The sequence below is a fragment of the Glycomyces arizonensis DSM 44726 genome, from assembly GCF_000482705.1.
In the GTDB taxonomy this organism is placed as follows: Bacteria; Actinomycetota; Actinomycetes; order Mycobacteriales; family Micromonosporaceae; genus Glycomyces; species Glycomyces arizonensis.
Genome location: NZ_AXWO01000002.1, coordinates 235,202 through 250,477, shown reverse-complemented (window position 1 = coordinate 250,477; position 15,276 = coordinate 235,202). Strand labels below are relative to the sequence as shown.

At 67.1% G+C, this 15,276-nt stretch carries 18 protein-coding genes; all 18 read right to left on the bottom strand.

Translation table 11 applies throughout. From position 1 onward, the window contains the following. Positions 1-5 precede the first annotated feature (5 nt). Positions 6-839: a 30S ribosomal protein S3 gene (gene rpsC, locus H613_RS0103860; RefSeq protein ID WP_026922768.1), complete on the bottom strand. Its 834-nt coding sequence runs from the start codon at positions 837-839 to the stop codon at positions 6-8. After that, complete coding sequence (gene rplV / locus H613_RS0103855; protein ID WP_026922767.1) at positions 839-1,324, bottom strand: 50S ribosomal protein L22; 486 nt, start codon at positions 1,322-1,324, stop codon at positions 839-841. Before rplV ends, rpsC begins: the two co-directional genes overlap by 1 nt. A 36-nt stretch (positions 1,325-1,360) precedes the next feature. Beyond that, positions 1,361-1,642: a 30S ribosomal protein S19 gene (gene rpsS / locus H613_RS0103850; protein ID WP_026922766.1), complete on the bottom strand. Its 282-nt coding sequence runs from the start codon at positions 1,640-1,642 to the stop codon at positions 1,361-1,363. Between the two features lie 3 nt (positions 1,643-1,645). Next, complete coding sequence (rplB, locus tag H613_RS0103845) at positions 1,646-2,488, bottom strand: 50S ribosomal protein L2 (protein WP_026922765.1); 843 nt, start codon at positions 2,486-2,488, stop codon at positions 1,646-1,648. Positions 2,489-2,505: 17 nt separating this feature from the next. Further along, positions 2,506-2,820, bottom strand: coding sequence for a 50S ribosomal protein L23 (rplW, locus tag H613_RS0103840; RefSeq protein ID WP_026922764.1), 315 nt, complete (start codon positions 2,818-2,820; stop codon positions 2,506-2,508). Beyond that, a complete protein-coding gene (gene rplD, locus H613_RS0103835; protein WP_026922763.1) occupies positions 2,817-3,467 on the bottom strand; it encodes a 50S ribosomal protein L4 in 651 nt (216 codons plus the stop codon). Before rplD ends, rplW begins: the two co-directional genes overlap by 4 nt. Beyond that, positions 3,464-4,117, bottom strand: coding sequence for a 50S ribosomal protein L3 (rplC, locus tag H613_RS0103830; RefSeq protein WP_026922762.1), 654 nt, complete (start codon positions 4,115-4,117; stop codon positions 3,464-3,466). The genes rplD and rplC overlap by 4 nt, the downstream gene beginning before the upstream one ends. Before the next feature lie 8 nt (positions 4,118-4,125). Next, the gene (rpsJ, locus tag H613_RS0103825; RefSeq protein WP_026922761.1) at positions 4,126-4,434 is read right to left on the bottom strand and encodes a 30S ribosomal protein S10; all 309 of its coding nucleotides are present in this window, start codon (positions 4,432-4,434) and stop codon (positions 4,126-4,128) included. A gap of 448 nt (positions 4,435-4,882) precedes the next feature. Beyond that, entirely contained in the window at positions 4,883-6,076 is a 1,194-nt protein-coding gene (gene tuf, locus H613_RS0103820) for an elongation factor Tu (RefSeq protein ID WP_026922760.1), read from the bottom strand. 119 nt (positions 6,077-6,195) lie between these two features. Next, positions 6,196-8,301: an elongation factor G gene (gene fusA, locus H613_RS0103815; RefSeq protein ID WP_026922759.1), complete on the bottom strand. Its 2,106-nt coding sequence runs from the start codon at positions 8,299-8,301 to the stop codon at positions 6,196-6,198. A gap of 21 nt (positions 8,302-8,322) precedes the next feature. Continuing rightward, positions 8,323-8,793, bottom strand: coding sequence for a 30S ribosomal protein S7 (gene rpsG, locus H613_RS0103810; protein ID WP_026922758.1), 471 nt, complete (start codon positions 8,791-8,793; stop codon positions 8,323-8,325). Between the two features lie 2 nt (positions 8,794-8,795). Further along, positions 8,796-9,167, bottom strand: coding sequence for a 30S ribosomal protein S12 (gene rpsL / locus H613_RS0103805; RefSeq protein WP_026922757.1), 372 nt, complete (start codon positions 9,165-9,167; stop codon positions 8,796-8,798). 592 nt (positions 9,168-9,759) lie between these two features. Then, on the bottom strand, positions 9,760-10,131 hold the full coding sequence (locus H613_RS0103800; RefSeq protein WP_026922756.1) for a hypothetical protein: 372 nt from the start codon (positions 10,129-10,131) through the stop codon (positions 9,760-9,762). 9 nt (positions 10,132-10,140) lie between these two features. Next, positions 10,141-10,308 (bottom strand): hypothetical protein, encoded by a 168-nt coding sequence (locus H613_RS30620; RefSeq protein ID WP_156925807.1) that lies wholly within the window; start codon positions 10,306-10,308, stop codon positions 10,141-10,143. Between the two features lie 69 nt (positions 10,309-10,377). Then, entirely contained in the window at positions 10,378-10,674 is a 297-nt protein-coding gene (locus H613_RS29810) for a hypothetical protein (protein ID WP_211234692.1), read from the bottom strand. Next, positions 10,674-11,024, bottom strand: a complete 351-nt coding sequence (locus H613_RS0103790) for an AbrB/MazE/SpoVT family DNA-binding domain-containing protein (protein ID WP_211234691.1) — start codon at positions 11,022-11,024, stop codon at positions 10,674-10,676. The genes H613_RS29810 and H613_RS0103790 overlap by 1 nt, the downstream gene beginning before the upstream one ends. A gap of 39 nt (positions 11,025-11,063) precedes the next feature. Then, complete coding sequence (locus H613_RS30615) at positions 11,064-11,252, bottom strand: hypothetical protein (RefSeq protein ID WP_156925806.1); 189 nt, start codon at positions 11,250-11,252, stop codon at positions 11,064-11,066. Positions 11,253-11,373: 121 nt separating this feature from the next. Next, positions 11,374-15,258, bottom strand: a complete 3,885-nt coding sequence (locus H613_RS0103785) for a DNA-directed RNA polymerase subunit beta' (protein ID WP_026922753.1) — start codon at positions 15,256-15,258, stop codon at positions 11,374-11,376. Positions 15,259-15,276: the final 18 nt, after the last annotated feature.

Below are 15,276 nucleotides of genomic sequence, written 5' to 3'. Positions count from 1 at the left end.
GTCGCTTAGCCCTCCTGCTTCTTCGTCTCGACGGGGCCGGCGGCACCGACGTCGGTCGCCGGAGCGGCCGACTCGCCCGAAGGCTGGGCGCCCTGCGGCGTGCCCGTGTTCGCGGTGCGGCCCCGGTTCCCGCGGCCACCGCGGCTGCGGCCGGGACGGCCCCCGCGGTCGCCGGTGTCGCGGCGGCGCTGCACCTGCTCGGCCTGCTCCTTGAGCGTGGCCTCGCCCTTGTAGATCCACACCTTCACGCCGATGCGGCCGAAGGTCGTGTGGGCCTCGAACAGGCCGTAGTCGATGTTCGCGCGGAGCGTGTGCAGCGGGACCTGGCCCTCGCGGTACTGCTCCGAACGGCTCATCTCGGCGCCGCCGAGGCGGCCGGCGCACTGGACCTTGATGCCCTTGACCGTCGGATTGCGCATGGCCGACTGGATGGCCTTGCGCATGGCACGGCGGAAGTTGACGCGGCTGGCGAGCTGCTCGGCCACGCCCTGGGCGACGAGCTGGGCGTCGACGTCGGGGTTCTTGACCTCGATGATGTTCAGCTGGACCTGCTTGCCGGTCAGCTTCTCCAGGCGTCCGCGAAGCCGGTCCGCCTCGGCGCCCTTGCGGCCGATGACGATGCCCGGGCGGGCGGTGTGGATGTCGACGCGGACCCGCTCGCGGGTGCGCTCGATGTCGACCTTGCTGATGCCGGCGCGCTCGAGACCCTCGGTCATGAGCTTGCGGATCTTCACGTCCTCACCGACGTAGTCGGCGTATTCCTTGTCGGCGTACCAGCGCGACGTCCAGTCACTGCTGATGCCGAGGCGGTACCCGTGCGGGTGAACCTTTTGACCCATTACTCGGTCTCCTCCTTTTCAGCGGACTCGGACTTCTCGTCGGTCTGGGCCGGCTGCTCGGTCTTGGGCTCCGCCTTGGGGGCGGCGGCCTTGGGCCGGCGGATCGAACCCGCGTCGACCGGGGCGGCCTGCACGGACTCCACCACCACGGTGATGTGGCTGGTGCGCTTGTTGATCCGGTAGGCGCGGCCGTGAGCCCGAGGGCGGTAGCGGCGCATCGTCGGGCCTTCGTCGACCTTGATCTCGGCGATCAAGAGCGACTCGGGGTCCAGACCCAGGTTGTTCTCCGCGTTGGCCGAGGCCGACGCGATGACCTTGTACACGACCTCGGCCGCGCTGTAGGGCGCGAACTCGAGGGTCGTCAGGGCCTCGTCCACGGGCAGGCCACGCACGAGGTCGACGACGCGGCGCGCCTTGCGCGGAGCGACGCGGACGTACCGCGCCACCGCGCGCGCCTGCGGAGCCTCCTGCTCCAGTGTTGCCATCGTTCTATTCCTTCGTTCGTTCTTGAAGCCCGTGGCCTAGCGGCGACGGCTCTTGCGGTCGTCCTTCTCGTGGCCGCGGAACGTGCGGGTGGGCGCGAACTCGCCGAGTTTGTGCCCCACCATGTTCTCGGTGACGTACACCGGAACGTGCTTCCGCCCGTCGTGGACCCCGAAGGTCAGCCCGATGAAGTCGGGCGTGATCGTGGAGCGACGCGACCAGGTCTTGATGACGGTCTTGGACTTGGACTCGATCGAGGCGTCCACCTTCTTCTGGAGGTGGTCGTCGACGAAGGGCCCCTTCTTCAGGCTGCGACCCATGGCTTACTTACCCCGCTTCCGGCTGGCCTTGCGACGACGGACGATGAGCCTGTCGTTCGGGTGGTTCTTCTTCCGGGTGCGACCCTCGGGCTTGCCCTGCGGGTTCACCGGGTGGCGACCACCGGAGGTCCGGCCCTCGCCGCCGCCGTGCGGGTGGTCGACCGGGTTCATGACGACACCGCGGACGGTCGGGCGCCAGCCCTTCCAGCGCATGCGGCCGGCCTTGCCCCAGTTGATGTTGCCCTGCTCGGCGTTGCCGACCTCGCCGACGGTGGCGCGGCAGGTCACCTGGACCAGGCGGATCTCACCGGAGGGCATGCGCAGGTGCGCGTACTTGCCTTCGCGGGCGAGCAGCTGGATCGAGGCGCCGGCACTGCGGCCGAGGGCCGCGCCGCCGCCGGGCTTGAGCTCCACGGCGTGGACGGTGGTACCGACCGGGATGTGGCGCAGCTCCAGCGAGTTGCCCGGCTTGATGTCGGCCTCGGGGCCGTTCTCGATCCGGTCGCCCTGCTTGACGCCCTTCGGCGCGAGGATGTAGCGCTTCTCGCCATCGGCGTAGTGCAGCAGCGCGATGTTCGCGGTGCGGTTCGGGTCGTACTCGATCTCCGCGACCTTCGCCGGCACGCCGTCCTTGTCGTGGCGGCGGAAGTCGATCACGCGGTAACGGCGCTTGTGGCCGCCGCCGCGGTGACGGGTCGAGATCTTGCCCGAGTTGTTGCGGCCGCCGGTCTTGGTGATCGGGCGGACCAGCGACTTCTCTGGCGTGGAGCGCGTGATCTCGGAGAAATCGGAGACGCTGGAACCGCGACGCCCGGGCGTCGTCGGCTTGTATTTGCGAATGGCCATTGTTACTCCCTGCGTCCCTACGAGATCTGTCCGCCGAAGATCTCACCGAGACGACCGGGGTCGCCCTCGACGGTGACGATCGCGTGCTTGACGCTCTTGCGCTGTCCCCAGCCGTCACGGGTGCGCTTGCGCTTGCCGTCCCGGTTGAGGGTGTTGACGCTCTTGACGTCCACACCGAAGATCTGCTTGACGGCGATCTTGATGTGGCTCTTGTTGGCGCGCGGGTCGACCTCGAAGGTGTACTTGCCCTCGCCGAGGAGGGTGTAGGTCTTCTCCGAGATGACCGGCTTGATGATGATGTCGCGCGGGTCGGCGACGGTCACTTCGCTCATGCCGCGACCTCCTGCTCCGTCCGGTCGGCGATGAACGCCTCGAGGGCGGCCTCGCTGAACACGATGTCCTCGTTGTTGAGCACGTCGTAGGTGTTGACCTGGCCCCAGTCGAGGATGTGGACCTGGGGGAGGTTGCGGAGGCTGAGCTTCGCGGTCTCCTCCTCGCGGGACAGCACCACGAGGACCTTGGCGGACTCGGTGGTGGCCGCGAGGGCGGTCTTGGCGTCCTTCGTCTTCGGGGTCTCCCCGTCGACGATGGCGCTGACGACGTGCAGGTTGCCGCCCCGCACCCGGTCGGTGAGGGCGCCGGCCAGGGCCGCGGCCTTCATCTTCCGGGGGGTGCGCTCGGCGAACGACCGCGGCTTGGGGCCGTGGACGACGCCGCCGCCGTTGAACTGCGGCGCGCGGATCGAGCCCTGGCGGGCGCGGCCGGTGCCCTTCTGGCGGTACGGCTTCTTGCCGCCGCCGCGGACCTCGCCGCGGGTCTTGGTGCTCGCCGTGCCGCTGCGCGCGGCGGCGAGCTGCGCGGTCACGACCTGGTGCATGAGCGGGATGTTCGGCTCGACGTCGAAGATCGACGCCGGGAGCTCGATGGTCTTCCCGGTCTCCTTGCCAGCGGCGTCTTTGACTTTGATCTCAAGGCTCATTTGGTAGCCACCTGCTTCACTGCGCTGCGGACGAGCACCAGGCCGTTCTTGGGGCCGGGGATGGCGCCGACGATGAGCAGGAGCCCGCGCTCGGCGTCGACCGCCTGGATGCGCAGGTTCTGCGTCGTGTGGCGGTTGCCGCCCATGCGGCCGGCCATGCGCATGCCCTTGAAGACGCGGCCCGGCGTGGCGCAGCCGCCGATCGAACCGGGGGCGCGGTGGACCTTGTGCGCACCGTGGCTGGCGCCGAGGCCGCCGAAGCCGTGGCGCTTCATGACGCCGGCGAAGCCCTTGCCCTTGGTCGTGCCGGTGACGTCGACGATGTCGCCGGCCTCGAAGGCCGTGGCCTCCACGGTCTGGCCGAGCTCGTAGTCGGCGGCGTCGGAAGTGCGCAGTTCGACCAGGTGGCGACGCGGAGCGACGCCGGCCTTCTCGAAGTGGCCCTGAATCGGCTTGGTGACGTTCTTGAGTTTGACGTCGCCGAAGCCCAGCTGCACGGCCGAGTAGCCGTCGACGTCCGGTTTACGAATCTGGGAGACGACGCACGGGCCGGCCTGCACCACGGTGACGGGCACGGCGCGGCCGTTCTCGTCCCAAACCTGGGTCATGCCGAGCTTGGTGCCCAGGATTCCCTTGATCTGCCTGTCCATTGGTGCCCCTACAGCTTGATCTCGATGTCGACGCCGGCCGGCAGGTCGAGGCGCATCAGCGAGTCGACCGTCTTCGGGGTCGGGTCGAGGATGTCGATGAGTCGCTTGTGCGTGCGCATCTCGAAGTGCTCGCGCGAGTCCTTGTACTTGTGCGGCGACCGGATAACACAGAAACGGTTGATCTCGGTCGGCAGCGGCACCGGCCCGGAGATGGCAGCACCGGTACGGGTGACCGTCTCCACGATCTTGCGGGCCGAGGAGTCCACGACCTCGTGGTCGTAGGCTTTCAGCCTAATGCGGATCTTCTGTCCCGCCATGTTTCCTTACCTTACGTAAATTGGCTGTTCAGACCGCTCCACGCGGTCGGGCGTGTCGCGAGCTTCAGGTACATGTGGACACAGTCGTGACCGTGCCTCGATGTCTTTTGGCTCGCCCGCCTGCCCGCCGTGAACGGTCCCTCTCGGCGCCTGGTGGTGCCTACTTGGGCCCGCGGGCCGGGCGTGAGCATCGGCGGCGCCGAGCCGCCGGGCGGCTCGCGGGCTTCACCTGGGGCGAAGGCGCGCTGATGCGAACGCAACCTGCATATTATGCCGGACCCCATGTTTCGCCAGCAAGCGGGGGCCGGGCGGCAGTGGGGCAGGTTACGCGTATGGAGCTGTCGTACCGTCCGCGGCGCGGGCGGCAGAAAAACCGGGGCGATCCCTCGGCTGTGCCAATGCAAGGCTCGCAAGCTTCACCTTGGAAGGATCGCCCCGGTGTGCGGTCTTACTTGATGACCTTGGTGACGCGGCCGGAGCCGACCGTGCGGCCACCCTCGCGGATCGCGAAGAGCAGGCCGTCGTCCATGGCGACCGGCTGGATGAGCTCGACCTTCATGGAGGTGTTGTCACCGGGCATGACCATCTCGGTGCCCTCGGGGAGGGTCACGACGCCGGTCACGTCCGTGGTGCGGAAGTAGAACTGCGGACGGTAGTTGTTGAAGAACGGCGTGTGGCGGCCACCCTCGTCCTTGGACAGGATGTACACCTCGGCCTCGAACTCCGTGTGCGGGGTGGTGGTGCCGGGCTTGGTCACGACCATGCCGCGCTCCACCTCCTCGCGCTTGGTGCCGCGGAGCAGCAGGCCGACGTTCTCACCGGCGCGCGCGTCGTCGAGGGTCTTGCGGAACATCTCGATGGCGGTGACCTTGGTGTTGATCGAGCCCTCGCGGATGCCGACGATCTCGACGTCCTCGTTGGGCAGGAGCACACCGCGCTCGACGCGGCCGGTCACGACGGTGCCGCGGCCGGTGATCGTGAAGACGTCCTCGACGGGCATGAGGAACGGCTTGTCGATCTCGCGCTCGGGCTCGGGGATCGAGTCGTCGACGGCCTGCATGAGCTCGGCGACGGCGTCGACCCACTTCTCCTCGCCCTCCAGGGCGCCGAGAGCGGAGACCTTCACGACCGGGGCGTCGTCGCCCGGGAAGTTCTGGTCGGACAGCAGCTCGCGGACCTCCATCTCGACGAGCTCGAGGATCTCCTCGTCGTCGACCATGTCGGCCTTGTTGAGCGCCACGACGATGTACGGGACACCGACCTGGCGGGCGAGCAGGACGTGCTCACGGGTCTGCGGCATCGGGCCGTCGGCGGCCGACACGACCAGGATCGCGCCGTCCATCTGGGCCGCGCCGGTGATCATGTTCTTGATGTAGTCGGCGTGGCCGGGGCAGTCGACGTGCGCGTAGTGCCGGTCCTCGGTCTGGTACTCGACGTGGGAGATCGAGATGGTGATGCCGCGCTGCTTCTCTTCGGGCGCGTTGTCGATCTCGTCGAACGGCGTGTACGGGTTGAGGTCCGGGTGCTTGTCGTGCAGCACCTTGGTGATGGCGGCCGTGAGCGTGGTCTTGCCGTGGTCGACGTGACCGAGCGTGCCGATGTTGACGTGAGGCTTAGTCCGCTCGAACTTTTCCTTAGCCACTTCGTCCTCCTGTGGACTGAATAAATCTGGTTTGACTTAACTGACCCATTGCGTCGCGGAGACCCCGCGGCAACAGGTGGGTTCACGGGCGGGAGGGCAGGCTTGCCCTCCCGGTCCGATTACTCGCCTGTCGCCTTGGCGATGATCTCCTTGGCGACGTTCGCCGGGACTTCGGCGTAGGTGTCGAACTGCATTGAGTAGTTCGCGCGGCCGGCCGTCTTCGACCTGAGGTCGCCGACGTAGCCGAACATCTCCGACAGCGGCACCTGGGCCTTGACCGTCCGGTCGTTGCCCCGCTCGCCCATCTCCTGGACGAGACCGCGCCGAGAGTTGATGTCGCCGATGACATCGCCCATGTTCTCTTCAGGGCAGATGACCTCGACGGCCATCATCGGCTCGAGCAGCACTGGCTTCGCCCGCTTCGCGGCCTCCTTCAGCACCATCTTGCCTGCGATCTTGAAGGCCATCTCCGAGGAGTCGACCTCGTGGTACTGACCGTCGGTCAGCTCCAGCTTGACGCCCACCAGCGGGTAGCCCGCCAGGACGCCGTCCGGCATCGCGTCCTCCGCGCCGGCCTTGACCGACGGGATGTACTCGCGCGGGATGCGGCCACCGGTGATCTGGTCGTCGAACTCGAAGATCGGGCTCTCGTTCGACTCCATCGGGAGCGGCTCGACGTTGACGATGACCCGCGCGAACTGACCGGAACCACCGGTCTGCTTCTTGTGCAGGTACTCGATCTTCTCGACCCGCTGGGTGATGGTCTCGCGGAACGCCACCTGCGGCTTGCCGATGTTGGCCTCGACGTTGAACTCCCGCTTCATGCGGTCGACCAGGATGTCGAGGTGCAATTCGCCCATGCCGGAGATGATCGTCTGGCCGGAGTCCTCGTCGGTCTGGACCCGGAAGGTCGGGTCCTCCTCGGCGAGGCGCTGGATCGCGGTGGCCAGCTTGTCCTGGTCGGCCTTCGACTTGGGCTCGATGGCCACGTCGATGACCGGCTCGGGGAAGATCATCGACTCCAGGATCACCTGGTTGTTCGAGTCGGTCAGCGTGTCACCCGTGGTGGTCTGCTTCAGACCCTGGATCGCGATGATGTCGCCGGCCTGGGCGTCCTTGCGCTCCTCGCGCTTGTTGGCGTGCATCTGGTAGATCTTGCCGATGCGCTCCTTGCGGCTCTTGGTCGAGTTCATGACCTGAGTGCCGGTCTCGATGGTGCCCGAGTAGATGCGGGCGTAGGTGAGACGTCCGAGGTGCTTGTCGGTCTGGATCTTGAACGCCAGGGCGCTGAAGGGCTCTTCGACGTCCGCGTGGCGCTCGGCGTGGGTCTCGTTGTCGAGCAGCGTCCCCTGAATCGCCTGGATGTCCAGCGGAGAAGGCAGGTAGTCGACCACCGCGTCGAGCAGCGGCTGCACGCCCTTGTTCTTGAAGGCCGTGCCGCACAGCACCGGGTTGATCTGGTTCGCGATGGTGCCCTTGCGGATCGCGGCCTTGACCTCGGCGGCGGTGATCTCCTCGCCCTCGAGGTACTTCTCGGCGAAGTCGTCGTCGACGTCCGCGAGGGTCTCCAGGAGCTTCTCGCGGTACTCCCCGGCCTGGTCGGCCAGGTCCGCGGGGATCTCCTCGGTCTCGTACTCCTCGCCGAGGCCGGTCTCGCCGCGCCATACCTTGGCGTTCATCTCGACCAGGTCGACGACGCCGATGAAGTCGGATTCGGCCCCGATCGGGAGCTGCAGCACCGCGGTGTTGGAGTTGAGGCGATCCTGCATCATGTCCACGCAGCGGAAGAAGTTCGCGCCGGTGCGGTCGAGCTTGTTGACGAAGCACATGCGCGGAACGCTGTACTTGTCGGCCTGGCGCCAGACGTTCTCGGTCTGGGGCTCCACGCCCGCGACACCGTCGTAGACGGCGATCGCCGAGTCCAGAACACGCAGGGACCGCTCGACCTCGACGGTGAAGTCGACGTGGCCGGGCGTGTCGATGATCTGGATGACGTGGCCGTCCCACTCGCACTTGGTGGCGGCGGAGGTGATGGTGATGCCCCGCTCCTGCTCCTGCTCCATCCAGTCCATGGTCGCGGCGCCGTCGTGGACCTCACCGATCTTGTGCGACACGCCCGTGTAGTACAGGATGCGCTCGGTGGTGGTGGTCTTGCCAGCGTCGATGTGGGCCATGATGCCGATGTTGCGGAGCTTGGCCAGGGCCTCGTTCGCTTTGTTAGCCACGTTTGCCTTCTCTTGAGGTCACTACCAGCGGTAGTGGGCGAATGCCTTGTTGGAATCGGCCATCTTGTGAGTGTCCTCGCGCTTCTTGACCGCGGCGCCGAGGCCGTTGGAGGCGTCGAGGATCTCGTTGGTGAGCCGCTCGACCATGGTCTTCTCGCGGCGGTCGCGCGCGAAGCCGACCAGCCAGCGCAGACCCAGCGTGGTGGCCCGCTGCGGACGGACGTCGACCGGCACCTGGTAGGTCGCGCCGCCGACGCGGCGGGAGCGGACCTCGAGGGTGGGCTTGACGTTGTCCAGGGCGCGCTTGAGGACGACCACCGGGTCCTGGTCGGCCTTCTGGCGGCAGTTCTCGAGGGCCTCGTAGACGATGCGCTCGGCGAGGCGGCGCTTGCCGTCCTTGAGGACCTTGTTGATCAGCTGGGTGACGAGCACCGAGTTGTAGACCGGATCGGCAGTCAGCGGCCGGCGCGGTGCGGGACCTTTACGCGGCATGTCTACTTCTCCTTCTTCGCGCCGTAGCGGCTGCGGGCCTGCTTGCGGTCGCGGACACCCTGGGTGTCGAGCGCGCCGCGGATGATCTTGTAACGGACGCCGGGCAGGTCGCGGACACGACCGCCGCGGACCAGCACGATGGAGTGCTCCTGCAGGTTGTGGCCCACACCAGGGATGTAGGCGGTGACCTCGGTGCCGTTCATGAGCCGGACGCGGGCGACCTTGCGCATGGCCGAGTTCGGCTTCTTGGGCGTCGTGGTGTACACGCGCGTGCAGACGCCGCGGGCCTGCGGGCTGCCCTTCAGCGCGGGCGTCTTGTTCTTGTTGGTCCTGGCCTTGCGGCCTTTGCGGACCAGCTGCTGGATGGTTGGCACTGAGCCGAACCCCTCTCAACACGATGGCTGGTTGCGTATTCCTGTCTTGGCGGCGTCATCTGAAAGTCCTGCTCAAAAGAGCCGGATCCCGTCCCCCGCGTTCGGGCGTGTCGCGCCTCTCCGGACCCATGCCAGCCATGCGCGCGGCGCGAAGTGCGCCGCTCAGGCTGGTTCAGACGCGTTCGTGAGTGATCTCAAGCGAGACTGACTATGCGAGTCAATATTCACGAAGCCCCCAGTACGAGGGTGTGCGTGCCGATGACGCCCGGAGACTCGGCCTAATGAGGGCCTCGCCGCCTTGCAGGCACGCAACCTGGCCTGGCTCTCACGGGGACCGAGCTGCCGGAGTAGACAGGGCCACCATGCCGCTCAAAGCGGTGTCCAGGCGCAAGGGAAAAGCCTACCTAGCCTAACGAACGGCGTCAAAGCCGTATTCGGCCCGCAAGGCGCCCGTGTTCGGAATCACGGGAAGACGGGCGGGGCGAAGGGCATTGGCGTTGTTCGCGCGGTGCGGTAGACACACCGTGGCCTATCTTATCTCGCCGAACGCAGGTCGCACGGGCGGGCCGCCGATTGGCGGGCGTATCCCGCCTCACGTCCCGAGCAGGGCGAGGGCGACGTCGCCGTCGTAGCTCGGCTCTCCTGCCGAGCGGGCCATGGAGACGACCCACACCAGCAGGAGCGCGACGACGACCGCGGCGGCGATCCCGATGGCGATCCAGGACAGGCGCCTGATCCGGGGCAGCTTCCCGGCGCCGAGGAGGAAGCCCTCGGAGGCGCGGATGTCGGCCTCGGCCTGGCGGGCGAGCATGAGCGCGACGAGCGCGGGGATGGCGCCGCCGACGAAGGGCGAGAACACGACGGCGAGGACCGCGAGGGTCAGCGCGGCCACCACCTTGGTCGACTCGACCGGATCCGGATCATCGGGATGCCGCACCCCGCCCCCCTGCTGCGCCTCGATCACGGGCCCATCCTATTCATCCGGTGCCGACGGCTCCTCCCCGGCAACCGGACGTTCACGGTTCAGGTACGCGAGGAACTCATCGGTGCTGTAGAAGATCCGCCTCGGTTCAAGACCTGCGATCTCATGCGTGACGCCGTCCGATGAACGCTGCCGCTCTGCCTGCTCATTTTCCGCCATCCGCTCATCTTATGAGCCGGACAGGACTACCGACCGATTCGACACGCCATGCTCAGCGACTTGTGGCGGTCACGGGTTCTTGAAGATGCCGTGCGTGCCGACCCGGCGCCATATCACGTGCGGTTCGCCATCGCGTCGTTCATCACCGTACTCCCATGTCGCGCGCCCATCGGGAGCCCAGGTCATCTCGTAGACGCCATCGATTCCCTGGACTCCTTTGACACGGAGACCCGGGCGCGGCTGCCGTTTTTCCCGCAAGTCCTCGATGAAGTCCTTGACCGCGCTCCGAAAGCGGGCATTCTGGTCTTCATCGAGCTTTGCAAAGTCGCGTTTGAACTTGTCGGTTCGGTCGTAGGTCGGTGACATCAGGCAGAGTTCTCACGGTCCAGGTCATCGAACATCTCGTCGATGTCGTGGTAGCGCTTGACTCTTCCGGCGGCGATGTCTTCAGACGCCTCTCGTTCACCGGCCTGCCACTCGGGAGTCCAGAACCATCGCTGGTCGGTTGGAACCACCATGAGTCCTTCCATGGTGACTCGGCCGTCCTTGTAGACGTTGAACTGGATCTGATCACCTTCTTTGACATGCAACGCTTCTTGAACTTCCTTCGGGAGCGTGATCTGCCCCTTCTGGCGGATTCGAGCCGTGTAGGAAGCGATCACCTTCCGCTCCTCATCGTGATCTTCGACCATGGACACCCTTCCCAGGATTTTCATACTTTATGATTGTACCATATTTATAATAGACGATGATTCTCACCCTGCTCCGTTCTCCTCGTCCGCCGAATCGAGCCGCTTCCGCGGTTCCGAGTTCCTTCCCCGCTGCGCCGCTTCCTTCAGCAGTGCCAGCAGGGAGGAGTGCATGGATTCGCCGCGCTCCCTCGCGGCGGCGACGAGCTCGGCCCAGGTTTCCTGCGGAACATCGCAAATATGAATGGTCGACATGACTGTGTTCTACTGTGCGGGCCGCCGCATAGCCGATGCGACACGCAGAAGAGGGGCCGGGCGCTGCGCGCCCGGCCCCTCTTCTCGTACAGCCGTCGGGAATCGGCTTGGTGTTCAGCTTCTAGTAGGTGCCCAGGTCGTAGGAGTCCTCGAGGCTCACGGCCGGGCCGGTTCCGTAGGAGAACGTCGGCGTGGCCGTGTCCTCGTAACCGCCCAGCGAGTACACCGCGGCCTTCGCCTCCTCGGTGGGCTCCACCGAGACGTTCCGGTACTTCGCGATGCCCGTGCCCGCCGGGATCAGCTTGCCGAGGATCACGTTCTCCTTCAGGCCGACGAGGCTGTCGGACTTGCCGGAGATGGCGGCCTCGGTGAGCACCCGGGTGGTCTCCTGGAAGGAGGCCGCCGAGAGCCACGACTCGGTCGCCAGACTCGCCTTCGTGATGCCCATCAGCTGCGGGCGGCCCGAGGCCGGCTCGCCGCCGTCGGCGATGATCTTGCGGTTCACCTCTTCGAACTCCAGGCGGTCCACCAGCGAACCGGGCAGGAACTCCGCCGTGCCCGAGTCGATGATCGTGATCCGCTTGAGCATCTGGCGCACGATGATCTCGATGTGCTTGTCGTGGATCATCACGCCCTGCGAGCGGTACACGTCCTGGACCTCGCCGACCAGGTGCCGCTGCACCTTCCGCGGGCCCAGCACGCGCAGCAGCTCGTGCGGGTCGATCGTGCCCTCGACGAGCTTCTCGCCGACCTCGACGTGCTCGCCGTCGACCGCCCGCAGGCGCAGACGCCTGGGCACCTTGTCGACCACGATCTCCTCGGAGCCGTCGTCCGGCGTGATGATGATCTTCCGGCTCTTCTCGGCGTCCTCGATGCGGACGGTGCCGCTCGCCTCGGCGATCGGCGCCTTCCCCTTCGGGATGCGGGCCTCGAAGACCTCCTGCACGCGCGGCAGGCCCTGCGTGATGTCGTCCCCCGCCACACCGCCGGTGTGGAAGGTCCGCATCGTCAGCTGGGTGCCGGGCTCGCCGATCGACTGGGCCGCGATGATGCCCACCGCCTCGCCCAGGTCGACCTTCTCGCCGGTCGGCATCGAGCGCCCGTAGCAGGCCGCGCACACGCCCTGGCGGGACTCGCACGTCAGCACCGAGCGGACCTTCACGGTCGTGACGCCCGCGGCGATGAGCGCGGCGATGTTGTCCGAGTTCAGCGCCGTGTTCCGCTCGAGGATGACCTTGCCGTCGACCTCGACGTCGTCGCCGAGGGTCCGGGCGTCGACCGCGGTCTCGACGATGTCGGACTCGACGAGCCGGCCGTCGATCTCGATCGCGATCGGGTAGTCCAGCGCCCGGTCGGTGCCGCAGTCCTCCTCGCGGATGATGACGTCCTGCGACACGTCCACCAGGCGCCGGGTCAGGTAACCCGAGTCGGCGGTGCGCAGCGCGGTGTCGGCCAGGCCCTTGCGGGAGCCGTGCGTGGAGATGAAGTACTCCAGCACCGTCAGGCCCTCGCGCAGCGAGGACTTGATCGGGCGCGGGATGATCTCGCCCTTCGGGTTGGCGACCAGGCCGCGCATGCCGGCGATCTGCCGGAGCTGGAGCATGTTGCCCCGCGCGCCGGAGTTGATCATCTGCCACAGCGGGTTATCCGGCTGGAGGGTGTCGTTCAGGTCCTCCATGACCTCGGCGGTGGCCTTGGTCCAGATGTCGGTCAGCTCGCCGCGGCGCTCCTCGGCGGTCATGAGGCCGCGCGCGTACTGCTTGTCGATCTTGGACGAGTCGGACTCGTACTTCTCGAGGATCTCGGCCTTGTGCGCCGGCTCGATGACGTCCTCGATGCCGATCGTGACGCCCGACCAGCCGGCCCACTTGAAGCCGGCGGACTTCAAGGCGTCCAGGCAGGCGCCCAGCTGCACCTTCGAGTGGTGCTCGGACAGGTCGTGGATGATGTCCGAGAGCTGGCCCTTGCGGACCTCGTAGTTGACGTACGGGAAGTCCGGCGGCAGGCACTCGTTGAAGAACACCCGGCCCAGCGTCGTGGAGACGAGCAGCGGCTGCCCGGGCTCCCACTCCTCGGGGGCCTCCCAGGCGTCGCCGGGGCCGTTGTCGACCGACGTGACGTCGTCGAGGCGGATCCGGATCGGCGCCTGGAGGTTGAGCTCGCGGCGGTCGTAGGCCATGATGGCCTCGCCGACGTCGGCGAACGCCCGTCCCTCGCCCGGCAGCCCGTCCTTGGTGTGGGTCAGGTAGTACAGGCCGATGATCTGGTCCTGCGTGGGCAGGGCCACCGGCTTGCCGTCGGAGGGCTTGAGGATGTTGTTCGACGCCAGCATCAGGATGCGGGCCTCGGCCTGGGCCTCGGCCGACAGCGGCACGTGGACCGCCATCTGGTCGCCGTCGAAGTCGGCGTTGAACGCGGTGCACACCAGCGGGTGCAGCTGGATGGCCTTGCCCTCGACCAGCTGCGGCTCGAACGCCTGGATGCCGAGGCGGTGCAGCGTCGGCGCGCGGTTGAGCAGCACCGGGTGCTCGGAGATGACCTCTTCGAGCACGTCCCACACCACCGGCCGGGCGCGTTCGACCATGCGCTTGGCCGACTTGATGTTCTGCGCGTGGTTGAGATCGACCAGGCGCTTCATCACGAACGGCTTGAACAGCTCCAGCGCCATCTGCTTGGGCAGGCCGCACTGGTGGAGCTTCAGGCGCGGGCCGACGACGATGACCGAGCGGCCCGAGTAGTCGACGCGCTTGCCCAGCAGGTTCTGGCGGAACCGGCCCTGCTTGCCCTTGAGCATGTCGGACAGGCTCTTGAGCGGGCGGTTGCCGGGCCCGGTGACCGGGCGGCCGCGGCGGCCGTTGTCGAACAGCGCGTCCACCGACTCCTGGAGCATCCGCTTCTCGTTGGCGACGATGATCTCGGGCGCGCCGAGGTCCATGAGCCGCTTGAGGCGGTTGTTGCGGTTGATGACGCGGCGGTACAGGTCGTTGAGGTCCGAGGTGGCGAACCGGCCGCCGTCGAGCTGCACCATCGGGCGCAGTTCCGGCGGGATGACCGGGACGCAGTCGAGGACCATGCCCAGCGGCGAGTTGCCGGTGGCCTGGAACGCGGCGACGACCTTCAGGCGCTTGAGGGCGCGCAGCTTCTTCTGGCCCTTGCCGGTGGCGATGATCTCGCGCAGGTTGATCGCCTCGGCGTCGAGGTCGAGGCCCTCGAGCAGGTTCTTGATGGCCTCGGCGCCCATGCCGCCGGTGAAGTACTCGCCGAAGCGCTGCTGGAGCTCCCGGTAGAGCATCTCGTCGCCGATGAGCTGGCGCACCTCGAGCTTGCGGAAGGTGTCCATGACCTCGTCGAGGCGGTCGATCTCCCGCTGGGCCTTGTCGCGGATCTGGCGCATCTCGCGCTCGCCGCCGTCCTTGACCTTGCGGCGGACGTCGGCGCGGGCGCCTTCGGCCTCCAGTTCGGCCAGGTCGCCTTCGAGCTTGGAGGCGCGGTCCTCGATCGCGGCGTCGCGCTGCTGCTCGAGCGTGCGCTTCTCGGCGACGATCTCGTTCTCCAGCGTCGGGATGTCCCGCTGGCGGGTCTCCTCGTCGACGCCGGTGATGACGTAGGCGGCGAAGTAGATGACCTTCTCCAGGTCCTTCGGCGCCAGGTCGAGCAGGTAGCCCAGGCGCGAGGGCACGCCCTTGAAGTACCAGATGTGCGTGACCGGGGCGGCCAGCTCGATGTGGCCCATTCGCTCGCGGCGGACCTTCGAGCGGGTCACCTCGACGCCGCAGCGCTCACAGATGATGCCCTTGAAGCGGATGCGCTTGTACTTGCCGCAGTAGCACTCCCAGTCCCGGGTCGGGCCGAAGATCTTCTCGCAGAAGAGGCCGTCCTTCTCGGGCTTGAGGGTGCGGTAGTTGATGGTCTCGGGCTTCTTCACTTCCCCGTGCGACCACTGCCGGATGTCCTCGGCGGTGGCGAGGCCGATCTTCAACTTGTCGAAGAAGTTGACGTCGAGCACTGAACTCTTCCCCTTGGA

Bases quoted from the DNA above. Each gene is read 5' to 3' on its own strand.
- rpsC (WP_026922768.1), bottom strand. From the start codon at position 839: ATGGGTCAAAAGGTTCACCCGCACGGGTACCGCCTCGGCATCAGCAGT.
- rplV (WP_026922767.1), bottom strand. From the start codon at position 1,324: ATGGCAACACTGGAGCAGGAGGCTCCGCAGGCGCGCGCGGTGGCGCGG.
- rpsS (WP_026922766.1), bottom strand. From the start codon at position 1,642: ATGGGTCGCAGCCTGAAGAAGGGGCCCTTCGTCGACGACCACCTCCAG.
- rplB (WP_026922765.1), bottom strand. From the start codon at position 2,488: ATGGCCATTCGCAAATACAAGCCGACGACGCCCGGGCGTCGCGGTTCC.
- rplW (WP_026922764.1), bottom strand. From the start codon at position 2,820: ATGAGCGAAGTGACCGTCGCCGACCCGCGCGACATCATCATCAAGCCG.
- rplD (WP_026922763.1), bottom strand. From the start codon at position 3,467: ATGAGCCTTGAGATCAAAGTCAAAGACGCCGCTGGCAAGGAGACCGGG.
- rplC (WP_026922762.1), bottom strand. From the start codon at position 4,117: ATGGACAGGCAGATCAAGGGAATCCTGGGCACCAAGCTCGGCATGACC.
- rpsJ (WP_026922761.1), bottom strand. From the start codon at position 4,434: ATGGCGGGACAGAAGATCCGCATTAGGCTGAAAGCCTACGACCACGAG.
- rpsG (WP_026922758.1), bottom strand. From the start codon at position 8,793: ATGCCGCGTAAAGGTCCCGCACCGCGCCGGCCGCTGACTGCCGATCCG.
- H613_RS30620 (WP_156925807.1), bottom strand. From the start codon at position 10,308: ATGGCGGAAAATGAGCAGGCAGAGCGGCAGCGTTCATCGGACGGCGTC.
- H613_RS29810 (WP_211234692.1), bottom strand. From the start codon at position 10,674: ATGTCACCGACCTACGACCGAACCGACAAGTTCAAACGCGACTTTGCA.
- H613_RS0103790 (WP_211234691.1), bottom strand. From the start codon at position 11,024: ATGAAAATCCTGGGAAGGGTGTCCATGGTCGAAGATCACGATGAGGAG.
- H613_RS30615 (WP_156925806.1), bottom strand. From the start codon at position 11,252: ATGTCGACCATTCATATTTGCGATGTTCCGCAGGAAACCTGGGCCGAG.